10 protein-coding genes are annotated in these 15,029 nt (G+C 73.3%); 7 read left to right on the top strand and 3 right to left on the bottom strand.

From position 1 onward, the window contains the following. The first annotated feature begins 761 nt into the window (after positions 1-761). From C0216_RS05955 to glgB, 4 genes are all read left to right on the top strand, one after another. Entirely contained in the window at positions 762-2,756 is a 1,995-nt protein-coding gene (locus C0216_RS05955; protein WP_114054244.1) for an alpha-1,4-glucan--maltose-1-phosphate maltosyltransferase, read from the top strand. Then, the gene (gene treS, locus C0216_RS05950; RefSeq protein WP_114054243.1) at positions 2,753-4,447 is read left to right on the top strand and encodes a maltose alpha-D-glucosyltransferase; all 1,695 of its coding nucleotides are present in this window, start codon (positions 2,753-2,755) and stop codon (positions 4,445-4,447) included. Before C0216_RS05955 ends, treS begins: the two co-directional genes overlap by 4 nt. Positions 4,448-4,620: 173 nt before the next feature. Continuing rightward, complete coding sequence (locus C0216_RS05945) at positions 4,621-6,111, top strand: maltokinase N-terminal cap-like domain-containing protein (protein WP_114054242.1); 1,491 nt, start codon at positions 4,621-4,623, stop codon at positions 6,109-6,111. Further along, the gene (glgB, locus tag C0216_RS05940; RefSeq protein ID WP_114054241.1) at positions 6,108-8,438 is read left to right on the top strand and encodes a 1,4-alpha-glucan branching enzyme; all 2,331 of its coding nucleotides are present in this window, start codon (positions 6,108-6,110) and stop codon (positions 8,436-8,438) included. Before C0216_RS05945 ends, glgB begins: the two co-directional genes overlap by 4 nt. Here glgB and C0216_RS05935 read toward each other — a convergent pair. Beyond that, entirely contained in the window at positions 8,435-8,788 is a 354-nt protein-coding gene (locus C0216_RS05935; protein ID WP_114058477.1) for a thioredoxin family protein, read from the bottom strand. The genes glgB and C0216_RS05935 overlap by 4 nt on opposite strands. A gap of 43 nt (positions 8,789-8,831) precedes the next feature. Further along, positions 8,832-9,224, bottom strand: a complete 393-nt coding sequence (locus C0216_RS05930) for a MerR family transcriptional regulator (RefSeq protein WP_114054240.1) — start codon at positions 9,222-9,224, stop codon at positions 8,832-8,834. Positions 9,225-9,550: 326 nt separating this feature from the next. On the opposite strand from C0216_RS05930, the gene C0216_RS05925 reads away from it, so the two are divergent. After that, complete coding sequence (locus C0216_RS05925; protein ID WP_428985399.1) at positions 9,551-10,234, top strand: helix-turn-helix domain-containing protein; 684 nt, start codon at positions 9,551-9,553, stop codon at positions 10,232-10,234. 58 nt (positions 10,235-10,292) lie between these two features. On the opposite strand, the gene C0216_RS05920 is transcribed toward C0216_RS05925, so the two are convergent. Beyond that, positions 10,293-11,318, bottom strand: coding sequence for an ATP-dependent 6-phosphofructokinase (locus C0216_RS05920; protein WP_114054238.1), 1,026 nt, complete (start codon positions 11,316-11,318; stop codon positions 10,293-10,295). Positions 11,319-11,641: 323 nt separating this feature from the next. Here C0216_RS05920 and pta point away from each other — a divergent pair, with 323 nt between their 5' ends. After that, positions 11,642-13,726, top strand: a complete 2,085-nt coding sequence (gene pta / locus C0216_RS05915; RefSeq protein WP_114054237.1) for a phosphate acetyltransferase — start codon at positions 11,642-11,644, stop codon at positions 13,724-13,726. A 67-nt stretch (positions 13,727-13,793) separates the two neighbouring features. Further along, positions 13,794-15,011 carry an acetate kinase gene (locus tag C0216_RS05910; protein ID WP_114054236.1) on the top strand — a complete coding sequence of 406 codons (1,218 nt, stop codon included), beginning with the start codon at positions 13,794-13,796 and terminating at the stop codon, positions 15,009-15,011. The last annotated feature ends 18 nt before the right edge of the window (positions 15,012-15,029 follow it).

Genomic DNA, 15,029 nt, shown 5'->3' with positions numbered 1-15,029 from the left:
CGGATCGGGTGGGTGGGTGGCGGCCGTGCCGGGCTCCCCCGACCGGGCGATCATGCCGGCCCCCTGCGCGGGCGCTGCGGGACCCGCGCCGCGGGCCGCCGCAGGTCTCCCGGGGCGCCGGCGGACCGCGTACGGCGGCCTCCGGCCGGTCCGGGCGGGCCCGGGCGCCCCCGGCCCGGCGGTGCGGAGCTGCGCTGCCGGTGAAATCCCGTGCTGCCAAGGCGAGTTGGAGGCGCACGAGGGGCGCAGGCGCGGTGTCCGTGCCTCCGGTTCCGGCGGCGGGTGTCCGGCGCTCGTCCACAACGGCCGGAAATCGACGCCGTCGAGGAGGTTTCCGGCCGTCGCACGCCCTTGCGGGATGGGCGGGTTCGGCGGGTTCGCACCAGTCCGGGAGACCACGCAAGTGGCGGTTGTGGCAAGCGTGCCGAGGGACGCGACCGCTGGCTCCAAACGACTTGACGGAGCATCACCCCCCGGTCCGGAGCATGTCGGTCCGGCGTTACGCGCTACGCACGAGTAGTTGACCGGAGGTGCGGATTGGGCCGGGCGAGACTGGGAAGGGCTCCCCGCGTACCTGCACGGCACCCCCCGCCCAGCCCTTCCCCGCCACCCGAGTGAACGCGGACAGGAGCGGCCATGCCCGCAGCGCAGCCGTCTTCCGAACGGCTAGAAACAGAGCGAACAGAGCGTGCACTACCGGTCGGCGTCCCGACCGGCCTGTTGTCACCGAGCCCTGCGAACTGCCCCCAGGTGATCCCATCATGATCGGTCGCATTCCCGTCCTTGACGTCCGCCCCGCCGTCGGCTGCGGTGCCAGACCTGCCAAGGCGGTGGTGGGCGAGGTCTTCGAGGTGTCCGCCACCGTGTTCCGCGAGGGCCACGACGCCGTCGCCGCCCACGTCGTGCTCCGCGACCCCAGCGGGCGGCTGCGCCCGCCGGTTGCGATGCGCGAACTCGCCCCCGGCACCGACCGCTGGGGTGCCCGGGTCTCCGCCGACACCGAGGGGCGGTGGACCTACACCGTCGAGGCCTGGAGCGATCCGCTGGCCACCTGGCGGGCCGCCGCCGCGATCAAGGTGCCGGCGGGGATCGACCCCGGCCTGACCCTGCTGGAGGGCGCCGAGCTGTACGAGCGCGCCGCCGCCAGGATCACCAAGCGCGACGGCCGGGCCGACGTGCTCGCCGCGGCGGCCGCCATGCGCGACGAGGACCGGCCGGCGGCCGAGCGGTACGCCGCCGCGCTCGACCCGCTGGCGCAGGCCGCGCTCGCCCGGCGCCCCTACCGGGAGCTTGTCAGCTCCGCGAAGGCCCTGCCGCTGCTCGTGGAGCGCAAGCGGGCCCTCTTCGGCTCCTGGTACGAGATGTTCCCCCGGTCCGAGGGGGCCGTCACCGAGCCCGGCGCCGCGCCGGTGAGCGGCACCTTCCGTACTGCCGCCGAACGGCTGCCCGCCATCGCCGCCATGGGCTTCGACGTCGTCTACCTGCCGCCGATCCACCCCATCGGCACCACCTTCCGCAAGGGGCCGGACAACACGCTTTCGGCCACCCGCCGCGACCCGGGCGTGCCGTGGGCGATCGGCTCCCCCGAGGGCGGCCACGACGCGGTCCACCCCGACCTGGGCACCCTGGAGGATTTCGACGCGTTCGTCGCCCGGGCCGGCGAGCTCGGGCTGGAGATCGCGCTGGACTTCGCCCTCCAGTGCTCCCCCGACCACCCGTGGGTGGAGAAGCACCCCGAGTGGTTCCGGCACCGGCCCGACGGGACGATCGCGTACGCGGAGAACCCGCCGAAGAAGTACCAGGACATCTACCCGGTCCACTTCGACGCCGACATGGCCGGCATCGTCGAGGAGACCGTCCGCATCCTGCGGCACTGGATGGACCACGGCGTCCGCATCTTCCGCGTCGACAACCCGCACACCAAGCCGGTGGTCTTCTGGCAGAAGGTGATCGCGGCGGTCAACCGGACCGACCCGGACGTGATCTTCCTGGCGGAGGCCTTCACCCGACCCGCGATGGTGCACACCCTCGCCGCCGTCGGCTTCCAGCAGTCGTACACGTACTTCACCTGGCGCAACACCAAGGCGGAGCTCACCGAGTACGTCACCGAGCTGGCCGGGGCGCACTGGGCGTCCGTCCTGCGCCCGAACTTCTTCGTGAACACCCCGGACATCCTGCACGCCTACCTCCAGCACGGCGGGCGCCCCGCCTTCGAGGTGCGGGCCGTCCTGGCCGCCACGCTCTCGCCGACCTGGGGCGTCTACGCCGGCTACGAGCTGTGCGAGAACACCCCGCTGCACGAGGGCAGCGAGGAGTACCTGCACTCGGAGAAGTACGAGCTGCGGCCGCGGGACTGGGCGGCCGCCGAGCGCGAGGGCCGCACCATCACCCCCCTGATCACCGCCCTCAACCGGATCCGCCGGGAGAACCCCGCGCTGCAGCAGCTGCGCGACATCCACTTCCATCCGACCGACAACGAACAGGTGATCGCCTATTCGAAGCACGCGGGCGCCAATTCCGTACTGGTGGTCGTCAACCTCGATCCGCACCACACCCAGGAGGCGACGGTCTCGTTGGACATGCCGGTACTCGGCCTCGACTGGCACGGGTCCCTCGCCGTGCGCGACGAGCTCACCGGCGAGACCTATCACTGGGGCAGGGCGAACTACGTGCGCCTGGAACCGGGCCGCGCGCCCGCGCACGTGCTGACCGCTCTGCGACCGTCCCCGCCCACCGGAGGGTCACCCACCACATGATCATCAACGATCCCGTCCACGACACGTTCGAGGACACCCCGGCCAAGGACCGCGACCCCGACTGGTTCAAGCGGGCCGTCTTCTACGAGGTCCTCGTCCGCTCCTTCCACGACAGCAACGGCGACGGGGTCGGGGACCTGAAGGGGCTCACAGCGAAGCTGGACTACCTCCAGTGGCTCGGCGTCGACTGCCTGTGGCTGCCGCCCTTCTTCGCCTCGCCCCTGCGCGACGGCGGCTACGACGTCTCCGACTACACCTCCGTCCTGCCCGAGTTCGGCGACCTCGCCGACTTCGTGGAGTTCGTGGACGCCGCCCACCAGCGGGGCATGCGGGTGATCATCGACTTCGTCATGAACCACACCAGCGACCAGCACGAGTGGTTCCAGCAGTCCCGCAAGGACCCGGACGGGCCCTACGGCGACTACTACATGTGGGCGGACAACGACAAGCAGTACCAGGACGCGCGGATCATCTTCATCGACACCGAGACCTCGAACTGGACGTACGACCCGATCCGCAAGCAGTACTACTGGCACCGCTTCTTCTCCCACCAGCCGGACCTCAACTACGAGAACCCGGCGGTCCAGGAGGAGATCATCTCCGCCCTGCGCTTCTGGCTGGACCTCGGCATCGACGGCTTCCGCCTCGACGCCGTGCCCTACCTGTTCGCGGAGGAGGGCACCAACTGCGAGAACCTCCCCCGCACCCACAGCTTCCTCAAGCGGGTCCGCGCGGAGATCGACGCCCACTACCCGGACACGGTCCTCCTCGCCGAGGCCAACCAGTGGCCCGAGGACGTCGTCGACTACTTCGGCGACTTCTCCTCAGGCGGCGACGAATGCCACATGGCCTTCCACTTCCCCGTCATGCCGCGCATCTTCATGGCGGTGCGCAGGGAGTCCCGCTACCCCGTCTCGGAGATCCTGGCCAAGACCCCGGCGATCCCGGAGCGCTGCCAGTGGGGCATCTTCCTGCGCAACCACGACGAGCTCACCCTCGAAATGGTCACGGACGAAGAGCGCGACTACATGTACGCCGAGTACGCCAAGGACCCGCGGATGCGGGCCAACATCGGCATCCGGCGCCGCCTCGCCCCCCTCCTCGACAACGACCGCAACCAGATGGAGCTGTTCACCGCCCTGCTGCTGTCGCTGCCCGGCTCCCCGGTGCTGTACTACGGCGACGAGATCGGCATGGGCGACAACATCTGGCTCGGCGACCGCGACGGGGTCCGCACCCCCATGCAGTGGACCCCCGACCGCAACGCCGGCTTCTCCTCCTGCGACCCGGGGCGGCTGAACCTGCCGGTCATCATGGACCCCGTCCACGGCTACCAGGTCACCAACGTCGAGGCGGCGATGGCCTCCCCGTCGTCGCTGCTGCACTGGACCCGCCGGATGATCGAGATCCGCAAGGCCAACCCCGCCTTCGGACTCGGCTCGTACACCGAGCTGCCCTCGTCCAACCCCGCGGTCCTCGCGTTCCTCCGCGAGTACGGGGACGACCTGGTCCTCTGCGTGCACAACTTCTCCCGCTTCGCCCAGCCCACCGAGCTGGACCTGCAGTCGTTCAACAAGCGGGTCCCGGTCGAGCTCATCGGCGACGTGCGCTTCCCGCCGATCGGCGAGTGGCCGTACCTCCTCACCCTGGCCGGGCACGGCTTCTACTGGTTCCGCCTGCGCACCGAGTAGCCGCGCGCGCCGCCGCCGCGGCGCGCGCACCGCAGGGGCGGGAACCGAACGGGTCAACGGCCCGCCCCCCGTAGGGACCATCTCGGCCCGACACTCTCCCACCACCGGACAGCAACCCTCGCCATCCGGGACACTCTGCGCATTCTGTGACGGCCCGGGGAAAGGACGACGCCATGTCGGAGGCAGCATCCGCCCGGAGCCGCCACAGCAGTCCGGCCGCCGTCCCGCTCGGGCCGCTCGAACCCATGCTGCGCGCCTGGCTGCCCCGGCAGCGCTGGTTCGCCGGCAAGGGCCGGGCGATCACCCGGCTGCGGCTGGTCTCCGCCGTCGAGCTGCTGCCGCCCGGCAGCACGCCCGGCCTGCTGCACCTGCTCGTCGGCGTCGACTGCGCCGACGGCACCGCGGACTGCTACCAGCTCCTGCTCGGCGTGCGGCCCGCACCGCTGCCGCCCGGCCTCGCCCCCGCCCTCATCGGCCACGCCGAGCGCGGCCCGTACGCCGGCCACGCCGTGTACGAGGGGCTCGGCGACCCGCGGCTCGCCGCGCTCCTGCTGGAACGGTTGCGCGCCCCCGGCAGCCACGGGCCGCTGCGCTTCGACCGGGACCCGGACGCCCCCATCCCCGCCGACCCGGCCCCGCGGCCGCTGTCCGGCGAACAGACCAACTCCTCCCTCATCTACGGGGATTCGCACATCCTGAAGGTGTTCCGGCGGGTCTGGCCCGGCACCAACCCCGACCTCGAACTGCCCCGGGCCCTCGCCTCCGCCGGCTGCGCCCGGGTCCCCGCCCCGGTGGCCTGGTACGAGGCCGAACTGCCCGCAGGCCCGCCCGGCGGCCACCGCACCGCCGAGCCGCTGACCCTGGGCGTGCTCCAGCCGTACCTGCGCGGCTCCGAGGACGGCTGGCAGCTCGCACTGCGCCGGCTCGCCGCGGGCGCCGACTTCACCGCCGAGGCCCACGCCCTGGGCCGGGCCACCGCCGAGGTCCACAGCGCGCTCGCCGCGGCCCTGCCCACCGTCGCCCTCGGCCCCGCGCAGGCGGCCCGGCTCGCCGCCGGCATGACGGCCCGGCTGGCCGCGACCGTCCGCGAGGTCCCCGCCCTCCAGCCCTTCGAGGACGGGCTGCGCGGCGCCTTCGACGCCCTGGCCGCCTCCCGCGGCGCCGGCGTACCCGCCCAGCGCATCCACGGCGACCTCCACCTCGGCCAGACCCTGCGCACCGCCGACGGCAGCTGGGCCCTGATCGACTTCGAGGGCGAGCCGGCCCGCCCGCTCGCCGACCGCCGCCGCCCCGAGCCCGCCGTGCGCGACATCGCCGGAATGCTCCGCTCCTTCGACTACGCGGCCCGCTCGCACCGCCCCTTCGCCCCTGCCTGGGCGGACGCCTGCCGGGCCGCGTTCTGCGAGGGCTACGCCCGCACCACCGGCCGCGACCCGCGCGAGGACCCCGTCCTGCTGCGCGCGTACGAGACCGACAAGGCGGTGTACGAGGCCCGCTACGAGTCCCGGCACCGCCCCGACTGGCTGCACGTCCCCATGGCCGCGATCCGCCGGCTCGCCGAGCGGGAGCGCCCCGCCCGCCGCATGCCGCACCCGTCCCCGCCGCCGCCCGGCTCCGCCGCCCCCCACCCCCACCCGAAGCCCCCGAGGAGGCCGCTCGCGTGAGCGCCGCACGACAGCCGTCACCGACCGTCCGCGAGGAAGCCGCAGCACCGCCCGCAGCAGCGGCGGCCCCCGCCCCGCCGGAACCCGCCCGCGCGGCGCGCCCGGCCCGCACCCCCCGCACCCCCGGGGCCCGCCGGGCCGCACCGGCCCGCGGCGTGCAGCCCGCACCGGCGCTCGACGCCGGGGAGCGGGACCGGCTGCTCCAGGGCCGCCACCACGACCCGCACGCGGTGCTGGGCGCCCACGCCCAGCGGGGCGGGGTGGTGTTCCGGGTGCTGCGGCCGTACGCCAAGGCCGTCACCGTCGTGGCCAAGGGGCTGCGCGCAGAGCTCCACTCCGACGGCGACGGCCTCTTCTCCGGGCTCCTCCCCCTCGGCGAGGTTCCCGACTACCGGCTGCTGGTCGCCTACGACGGCACCGAGACCGAGGTCCACGACCCCTACCGGTTCCTGCCCGCGCTCGGCGACTTCGACCTGCACCTGATCGGCGAGGGCCGGCACGAGGAGCTGTGGACGGCGCTCGGCGCCCGCCCCATGGAGCACCAGGGCGTCGCCGGCACCCGCTTCACCGTGTGGGCGCCCAACGCCCAGGGGGTCCGCGTCACCGGCGACTTCTCCTACTGGAACCCGGTCGCCCAGCCGATGCGCTCCCTCGGCTCGTCCGGCGTGTGGGAGCTGTTCCTGCCGGGCGTCGGCGAGGGGGCCCTGTACAAGTACGAGATCGCCGGGCCCGACGGCGGCCACACGCTGCGCGCCGACCCGATGGCGCAGCACGCGGAGGTCCCGCCGGCCACCGCCTCCGTGGTCACCGCCTCCCGCCACGTCTGGGGCGATGCGGAGTGGATGGCCTCGCGCGGGCGGCGCCCGGTGCACCAGGCCCCGTTCTCGGTGTACGAGGTGCACCTGCCGTCGTGGCGGCCGGGGCTGTCGTACCGGGAGCTGGCCGAGCAGCTCCCGCCGTACGTCAAGGAGCTGGGCTTCACGCACGTGGAGCTGATGCCGGTCGCCGAGCACCCCTTCGGCGGCTCGTGGGGCTACCAGGTGACCGGCTACTACGCGCCGACCTCGCGGATGGGCGGCCCGGACGACTTCCGGGCGCTGGTGGACGCGCTGCACCAGGCCGGGATCGGGGTGATCCTCGACTGGGTGCCGGCGCACTTCCCGCGCGACGAGTGGGCGCTCGCCCGGTTCGACGGGCGGCCCCTGTACGAGCACGAGGACCCGCGGCGGGCGGAGCACCCGGACTGGGGGACGCTGGAGTTCGACTACGGGCGCAAGGAGGTCCGCAACTTCCTCGTCGCCAACGCGGTGTACTGGTGCCAGGAGTTCCACGTCGACGGGCTGCGGGTCGACGCGGTCGCGTCGATGCTGTACCTGGACTACTCGCGCGGCGAGGGCGAGTGGGCGCCGAACGAGCACGGCGGGCGGGAGAACTGGGACGCCGTCGCGATGCTCCAGGAGATGAACGCGACGGTGTACCGGCGCTGCCCCGGGGTCGTGACGATCGCGGAGGAGTCCACCGCCTGGAACGGGGTGACGCGGCCCACCGACTCCGGCGGCCTCGGCTTCGGCCTGAAGTGGAACATGGGCTGGATGCACGACACGCTGCGGTACGTCTCGAAGGAGCCGGTGCACCGCAAGTACCACCACCACGACATGACCTTCGGGATGGTGTACGCGTACAGCGAGAACTACGTGCTGCCCATCTCGCACGACGAGGTGGTGCACGGCAAGCAGGCGCTGGTGTCGAAGATGCCGGGCGACTGGTGGCAGCAGCGGGCGGGGCACCGGGCCTACCTCGGCTACATGTGGGCGCACCCCGGCAAGCAGCTGCTGTTCATGGGGCAGGAGTTCGCCCAGGGCGCCGAGTGGTCGGAGGCGCACGGCCCGGACTGGTGGCTGCTGGACCCGGCCTACTCGGCGGCCGGGGACCACCAGGGCGTGCGGACGCTGGTGCGCGACCTGAACCGGGAGTACGCCGCGGCGCCCGCGCTGTGGGAGCGGGACAGTGTCCCGGAGGGCTTCGCGTGGGTGGAGTCGGACGCCGCGGACGACAACGTCTTCGCGTTCCTGCGGTACGCGCACGACGGCTCGCCGCTGCTGTGCGTGTCGAACTTCTCGCCGGTGGTGCGGCACGGCTACCGGCTCGGCGTCCCGGAGGAGGTGCCTGCCTGGCGGGAGGTCCTCAACACGGACCTGCCGGAGTACGGCGGCAGCGGCCTGCGCCGCACAGGGCCGCTGCTGCCCGAGCGGGTGCCGGCGCAGGGCCGCCCGGCGAGCCTGGTCCTGACCCTCCCGCCGCTGGCGACGGTCTGGTTCCGCCCCTAGGCCGTGGCCGCCTGCTCCAGGACGCCGTCGAGCTGCTGGAGCAGGCGGCGCTTGGCACGGGCGCCGACGATCTGCAGGACGGGCTCCCCGCCGCGGAAGACCAGCATGGTCGGCGCGGACAGCACCCCGTACCGGACGACGGTGGAGGGGTTGCGGTCCGTGTCGATCTGCACGACCTTCAGGCGGTGGCCCTCCTCGGCGGCGAGGGCGGACAGCACGGGTGCGAGCTGCCGGCAGGGGCCGCACCAGTCGGCGGTGAACTCCACCAGGACGGGGCGTTCCCGCTCGCCCACCACCTCCTCCTCGAAGTCCGCGTCCGTCACCTGGGCCACACCTGCGGCTCGTGTCACCGCTTTCTCCTTCCTCTTCGTCTTCGTCTTCGTCTTCACCGGGTCAGGGCGTGCTCTCGCAGCGCGGGACGGCCTCCGGGCCCGCAGCGCGCTCGGCTTCGGCGAGCTGCCGGGCCACCTGGTCGCGTACGTCGGCCAGCCGGCCGATGAGGCCGTCGAGTTCGGCGAGCTTGCGCCGGTAGACGGCCAGGGAGGCGGGGCAGGCGTCGCCGGCCGGGTGGCCGGCGCGCAGGCACTCGACGAACGGGCGGGTCTCCTCCAGGTCGAAGCCGAAGTCCTGGAGGGTGCGGATCTGGCGCAGCAGCCGCAGGTCGTCCTCGTCATAGGTGCGGTAGCCGTTGGGCGCCCTCCTGGAGGAGAGCAGTCCGCGCGACTCGTAGTACCGCAGGGTCCGTGTGCTGGTGCCGGCCAGCTCCGCCAGTTCGCCGATGCGCATGGCCCGACGCTATTCCCTGACGCGGGCGTCAAGGCAAGGACTCCGGTGCGGGGCCCTCGCCACCCCCGTCGGCGAGGGCCCCGTAGGGATCACGCACGGGAGGGGCGCGCGGTTCGCGGCGGAGTGCGGCGGATCCGTGAAGATCAGGAGGAGGCCCCTCCGGTCGGCTGGCCGGAACCTTACGCTGGAACGCAGGCCCAACAGGCGTCCGATTACCGGACAGTCGCCTGAAATCCGGACCAAACCCCCGAACTCCATAGGACTTTCCTACGAGTTGTTGGCTTGTTTGAACAGTCTGTAGTCGCCGGGGCCCGGCCGCTCCTACCGTGTGCCCTGTGCAATCCAGCCCACCCTTCAATGCCCCCGCCGCGCGGCGCCTGCGCGCGGCCCTGGGCATGGCGCCCGGCCACGTCTCCTACGGCCTGCGCGCCCAGTACGGACTGATCGTCGAGCCGGAGACGGTGATGGCCTGGGAGCGCGGCGAGCTCACGCCGACGGCCGCCGAGCTCACGGCCCTGGCCGGCGTGCTGTGGTGCTCGCCCGGCGAACTGCTGTCCGAGCCGGTGACCCTGCGGGAGCACCGGATGGCCCGCGGCATGTCCCCGGACGAGCTGGCCCGGCGGATCGGGCTCGACACGGGCTCGTACCGGAAGATGGAGGACGCCGGCCGCTGGAAGGGCAACGAGCGGCAGTCGGTGGCCCTGGCCCAGGTCCTCGGTCTGACACTGGCCCAGTTCATCGCCGCGACCGGCAAGCAGGAGGAGCTCGCGGAGATCCTGCGCAGCGCGGTCACCACGCGCTGGCAGGCCCACGCCAAGCCGCTGGCCAAGCTGCTGCCGGTGCCGCGGGAGCACCTGGAGCCCGTACTGGAGCGGCTGCACGCCGACTACCAGTCCGCCATGGTCGCCACCCTCGGATGGGGCGGCGCCGGCGGGGCGGGCGACGGCGGGCGGGAGTTCCTCGCCGGCATCGTGGACCGCTTCTGGGCGTACGCGTCCGGTACGCGGTGACCCGCCGGCCCCGGGGAGCCGGGGCCGACGGGTGGCGGGCGGCGGGTGGCGGCCCGCGTCAGAAGACGGACTCGGCCTCGGACATGCGGTGCTCGGGGACGGTCTTCAGCTCCGCGACGGCCGCCGCGAGCGGGGCCATCACGATCTCCGTGCCGCGCAGGGCGGTCATGTTGCCGAAGTCCCCGCGGTGGACGGCCTCCACGGCGTGCCAGCCGAAGCGGGTCGCCAGCACCCGGTCGTACGCGGTGGGGACGCCGCCGCGCTGGACGTGGCCGAGGATGACCGGGCGGGCCTCCTTCCCGAGGCGGTTCTCCAGCTCGACGGCGAGCCGGTTGCCGATGCCGGCGAAGCGCTCGTGGCCGTACTGGTCGATCTCGCCCCGCTCGTACGGCATGGAGCCGGCGGCCGGGTGGGCCCCCTCGGCGACGCAGACGACGGCGAACTTCTTGCCCCGCGAGAAGCGCTCCTCCACCATCTTCACCAGGTCGTCGACCTGGAAGGGCCGCTCGGGCAGGCAGATGCCGTGCGCGCCGCCGGCCATGCCGGACTCCAGGGCGATCCAGCCCGCGTGCCGGCCCATGACCTCGACGACCATGACGCGCTGGTGGGACTCGGCGGTGGTCTTGAGGCGGTCCATGGCCTCGGTGGCGACGGTGACGGCGGTGTCGAAGCCGAAGGTGCGGTCCGTGGCGGAGATGTCGTTGTCGATGGTCTTCGGAACGCCGACGACCGGCATCCCGGCGTCGGCCAGCATCCGGGAGGCGGTCAGGGTGCCCTCGCCGCCGATCGGGATGAGCGCGTCGAGGCCGTACCGGCGGGCGAGCTCGTTGGCGTTCTCGGCGGCCTCGTGCAGGCGGGCGCGCTCCATGCGGGCCGAGCCGAGGATGGTGCCGCCGCGGGCGAGGATGCCGCTGACGGCGTTGATGTCGAGGGGGCGGTGGTGGCCGTCCAGCAGGCCCTTGAAGCCGTCCTCGAAGCCGATGACCTCGTCCCCGTGCCCCACCAGGGCACGGTGGACGACCGACCGGATGACGGCGTTCAGGCCGGGGCAGTCGCCTCCCGCTGTGAGGACTCCGATGCGCATCGCCTTGTGTCTCCTGCTCCTGGTCGTCTGCTCCTGGTCGTCCCCCGGCCGTGCGTCGCGTACGGGCGGACGGCCGTGCCCGTGGAGGGCGTCATCGTGCGGCTTGTCCGATTGTTCCACGCGGGCGGGGCCGGGCGCGTGCTGCGCCGCCCCGCCCCGCAGCCCCCGGCGGACGCCGCACCGGCGCCTCTTCCCAGGCGGCGCCCTATCCATCCGCAGAGGTATTGTCAAGAGGGCAAGCCCACCCTATCGGGGGAATTCGACGGAGATCCGCAGGCGGCTGCCACAGCCCTGCCGCGGCGCACGAGGGACGGAGAGCACGCGTGACGCGCAGCGTGTACGTGACCGGTATCGACCGGAGCGACGGCCGCCAGGTCGTCGAGCTGGGGATCATGGAACTGCTGACGCGCCAGACGGCGCGGGTCGGCGTCTACCGGCCGCTCCTGCACGACGCGCCGGACCGGCTCTTCGAACTGCTCCGCTCCCGCTACCGGATCGACCAGGACGCCTCGACCGCGTACGGCATGGAGTACCGCGAGGCCTCCGCGGTCCTGGCCGAGAAGGGCACCGACGAGCTGGTCTCCCGGCTCGTCGACCGCTTCCACCGGGCGGCCCGGGACTACGAGGTGATGCTCGTCCTCGGCACCGACTACGCCGAGACGAACCTCCCCGACGAACTGGCCCTCAACGCCCGCCTCGCGAACGAGCTCGGCGCGGTCGTCGTACCCGTCGTCGGCGGCACCCGGCGCGCCGCCGACGAGGTCCGCGCCGAGGCCCGCAACGCCTACCGGGCGTACGAGAGCCTGGGCTGCGAGGTCGTGGCGATGGTGGTCAACCGGGTGGCCGCCGAGGACCGGGACGCCATCGCCGAACGGCTGGCCGCCCGCCTGCCCGTGCCCTGCTACGTCCTGCCCGACGACAAGTCGCTGGCCGCCCCGACGGTCGCCCAGATCACCCGGGCGCTCGGCGGCGAGGTGCTCCTCGGCGACGACGCCGGGCTGGCCCGCGACGCGCTCGACTTCGTCTTCGGCGGTGCGATGCTGCCGAACTTCCTCGGCGCCCTGACGCCCGGCTGCCTCGTCGTCACCCCCGGCGACCGCTCCGACCTGGTCATCGGCGCGCTCGCCGCGCACTCCTCCGGCACCCCGCCGATCGCCGGCGTCCTGCTCACCCTGAACGAGCGGCCCGGCCCCGACGTGCTCGCCCTCGCCTCGAAGCTCGCGCCGGGCACCCCCGTGGTGTCGGTGGCCGGCAACAGCTTCCCGACCGCCGCCGAGCTGTTCGAGCTCCAGAGCCGGCTGAACTCCGCGACCCCGCGCAAGCTGGAGACCGCGCTCGGCCTGTTCGAACGGCACGTGGACACCGCCGAGCTGCGCGGACTGCTGTCGGTGGCCCGCTCCGAGCGCGTCACGCCGATGATGTTCGAACACGAGCTGCTGGAGCGGGCGCGCGCCGACCGCCGCCGCGTCGTGCTGCCGGAGGGCACCGAGGAGCGCGTCCTGCGCGCCGCCGACGTGCTGCTGCGCCGCGGGGTCTGCGACCTGACCCTGCTGGGCGAGGAGCAGGCGATCCTGAAGCGGGCCGCCGACCTCGGCGTGGACGTGTCGGGGGCGCAGCTCATCGACCCGGCCGCCTCCCCGCTGCGGGAGCGCTTCGCCGAGTTCTACGCGCAGGCACGCGCCCACAAGGGCATGACGGTCGAGCTCGCGGCCGACGTGGTGACGGACGCCAACTACTTCGGCACGCTGATGGTCCAGCAGGGGCTGGCCGACGGCATGGTGTCGGGGTCGGTGCACTCGACCGCCGCGACCATCCGCCCCGCCTTCGAGATCATCAAGACGAAGCCGGAGGCGGCGATCGTCTCCTCCGTCTTCTTCATGTGCCTGGCCGACCAGGTGCTGGTGTACGGCGACTGCGCGGTCAACCCGGACCCGGACGCCGAGCAGCTCGCCGACATCGCCATCCAGTCCGCGGCGACCGCGGCGGCCTTCGGCGTCGAGCCGCGGATCGCCATGCTCTCGTACTCGACGGGCACCTCCGGCCGCGGCGCGGACGTCGACAAGGTCCGCAAGGCCACCGAGATCGTCCGGGCCCGGCGCCCCGACCTGGCCGTCGAGGGGCCCATCCAGTACGACGCCGCCGTCGAGCCGTCGGTCGCCGCGACGAAGCTGCCCGGGTCGGAGGTCGCCGGCCGGGCGACCGTGCTGATCTTCCCCGACCTCAACACCGGCAACAACACGTACAAGGCCGTGCAGCGCTCGGCGGGCGCCGTCGCGGTCGGCCCGGTCCTCCAGGGCCTGCGCAAGCCGGTGAACGACCTCTCGCGCGGCGCGCTCGTCCAGGACATCGTCACGACCGTCGCGATCACCGCCATCCAGGCGCAGGGGTCCGCGGTGCCGACGGCCTGACCGCACGCCCGTTCCCCCGCCCCGCCCGCCGCTCCTGCTCCGCCGCTCCCGAAGGAAAGCTCCCCACGTGACCACCGCATCCCGCGTCCTCGTCCTCAACTCCGGCTCCTCGTCGGTGAAGTACCAGCTGCTCGACATGGCCGGCCCGACCCGGCTCGCCGCCGGCCTCGTGGAGCGGATCGGGGAGGGAACCTCCCGGCTGGTCCACGAGCCGCTGGCCGGACCGGCCGCCGGGGGCGGCAGGCGCGAGCGGACCGGGGCGATCGGCGACCACCGGGAGGCGCTGGAGGCGGTCGCCGCGGAGCTCGCCGCCGACGGGACGGGCCTGGACTCCCCCGAGCTGGCGGCCGTCGGGCACCGCGTGGTGCACGGCGGGACCCGCTTCACCGAGCCGACCGTGATCGACGACGAGGTACTGGCGGAGATCCGCAGCCTGATCCCGCTGGCCCCGCTGCACAACCCGGCGAACGTCACGGGCATCGAGGTGGCGCGCGCCCTGCGGGCGGACGTCCCGCAGGTGGCGGTCTTCGACACGGCCTTCCACGCGACGATGCCGGAGCACGCGGCCCGCTACGCGATCGACGCGGCGACGGCGGACCGGTACGCGATCCGCCGGTACGGCTTCCACGGCACCTCGCATGCGTACGTGTCGCGGGCCGCGGCCAAGCTCCTCGGCCGGCCGGTCGCGGACGTCAACGTGATCGTGCTGCACCTGGGCAACGGCGCCTCGGCGTCGGCGGTGCGCGGCGGGGTGTGCGTGGAGACGTCGATGGGCCTGACGCCGCTGGAGGGCCTGGTCATGGGCACCCGTTCGGGCGATCTGGACCCGGCGGTGGTCTTCCACCTGGCACGGGTGGGGGGCCTGTCGGTGGACGAGATCGACTCGCTCCTGAACAAGAAGAGCGGTCTGCTGGGGCTGTGCGGCGACAACGACATGCGCGAGGTGCTGCGGCGGGCGGGCGACGGCGACGAGTCGGCGCGGCTCGCGTTCGCGGCGTACGTCCACCGGCTGAAGAAGTACGTCGGCGCGTACACCGCGGTGCTCGGCCGGGTGGACGCGCTCGTGTTCACCGCCGGGGTCGGCGAGAACGCCCACCAGGTGCGCCAGGCCGTGGTGGACGGCCTGGCGGGGCTCGGCCTGGCCGTGGACCCGCAGGCCAACGCCGTACGGTCGCCTGAGCCGCGGGTGGTCTCCCCGGCGGGCGCCCGCGTGGCGGTGGCCGTGGTCCCGACGGACGAGGAGCTGGAGATCGCGAGGCAGGCCTACGCGCTGGTAGCTCGGTAGCGTGTCTTGGACCTTCCA

This window comes from Streptomyces globosus (assembly GCF_003325375.1).
In the GTDB taxonomy this organism is placed as follows: domain Bacteria; phylum Actinomycetota; class Actinomycetes; order Streptomycetales; family Streptomycetaceae; genus Streptomyces; species Streptomyces globosus_A.
This window is presented reverse-complemented; position numbering and strand designations above follow the sequence as displayed.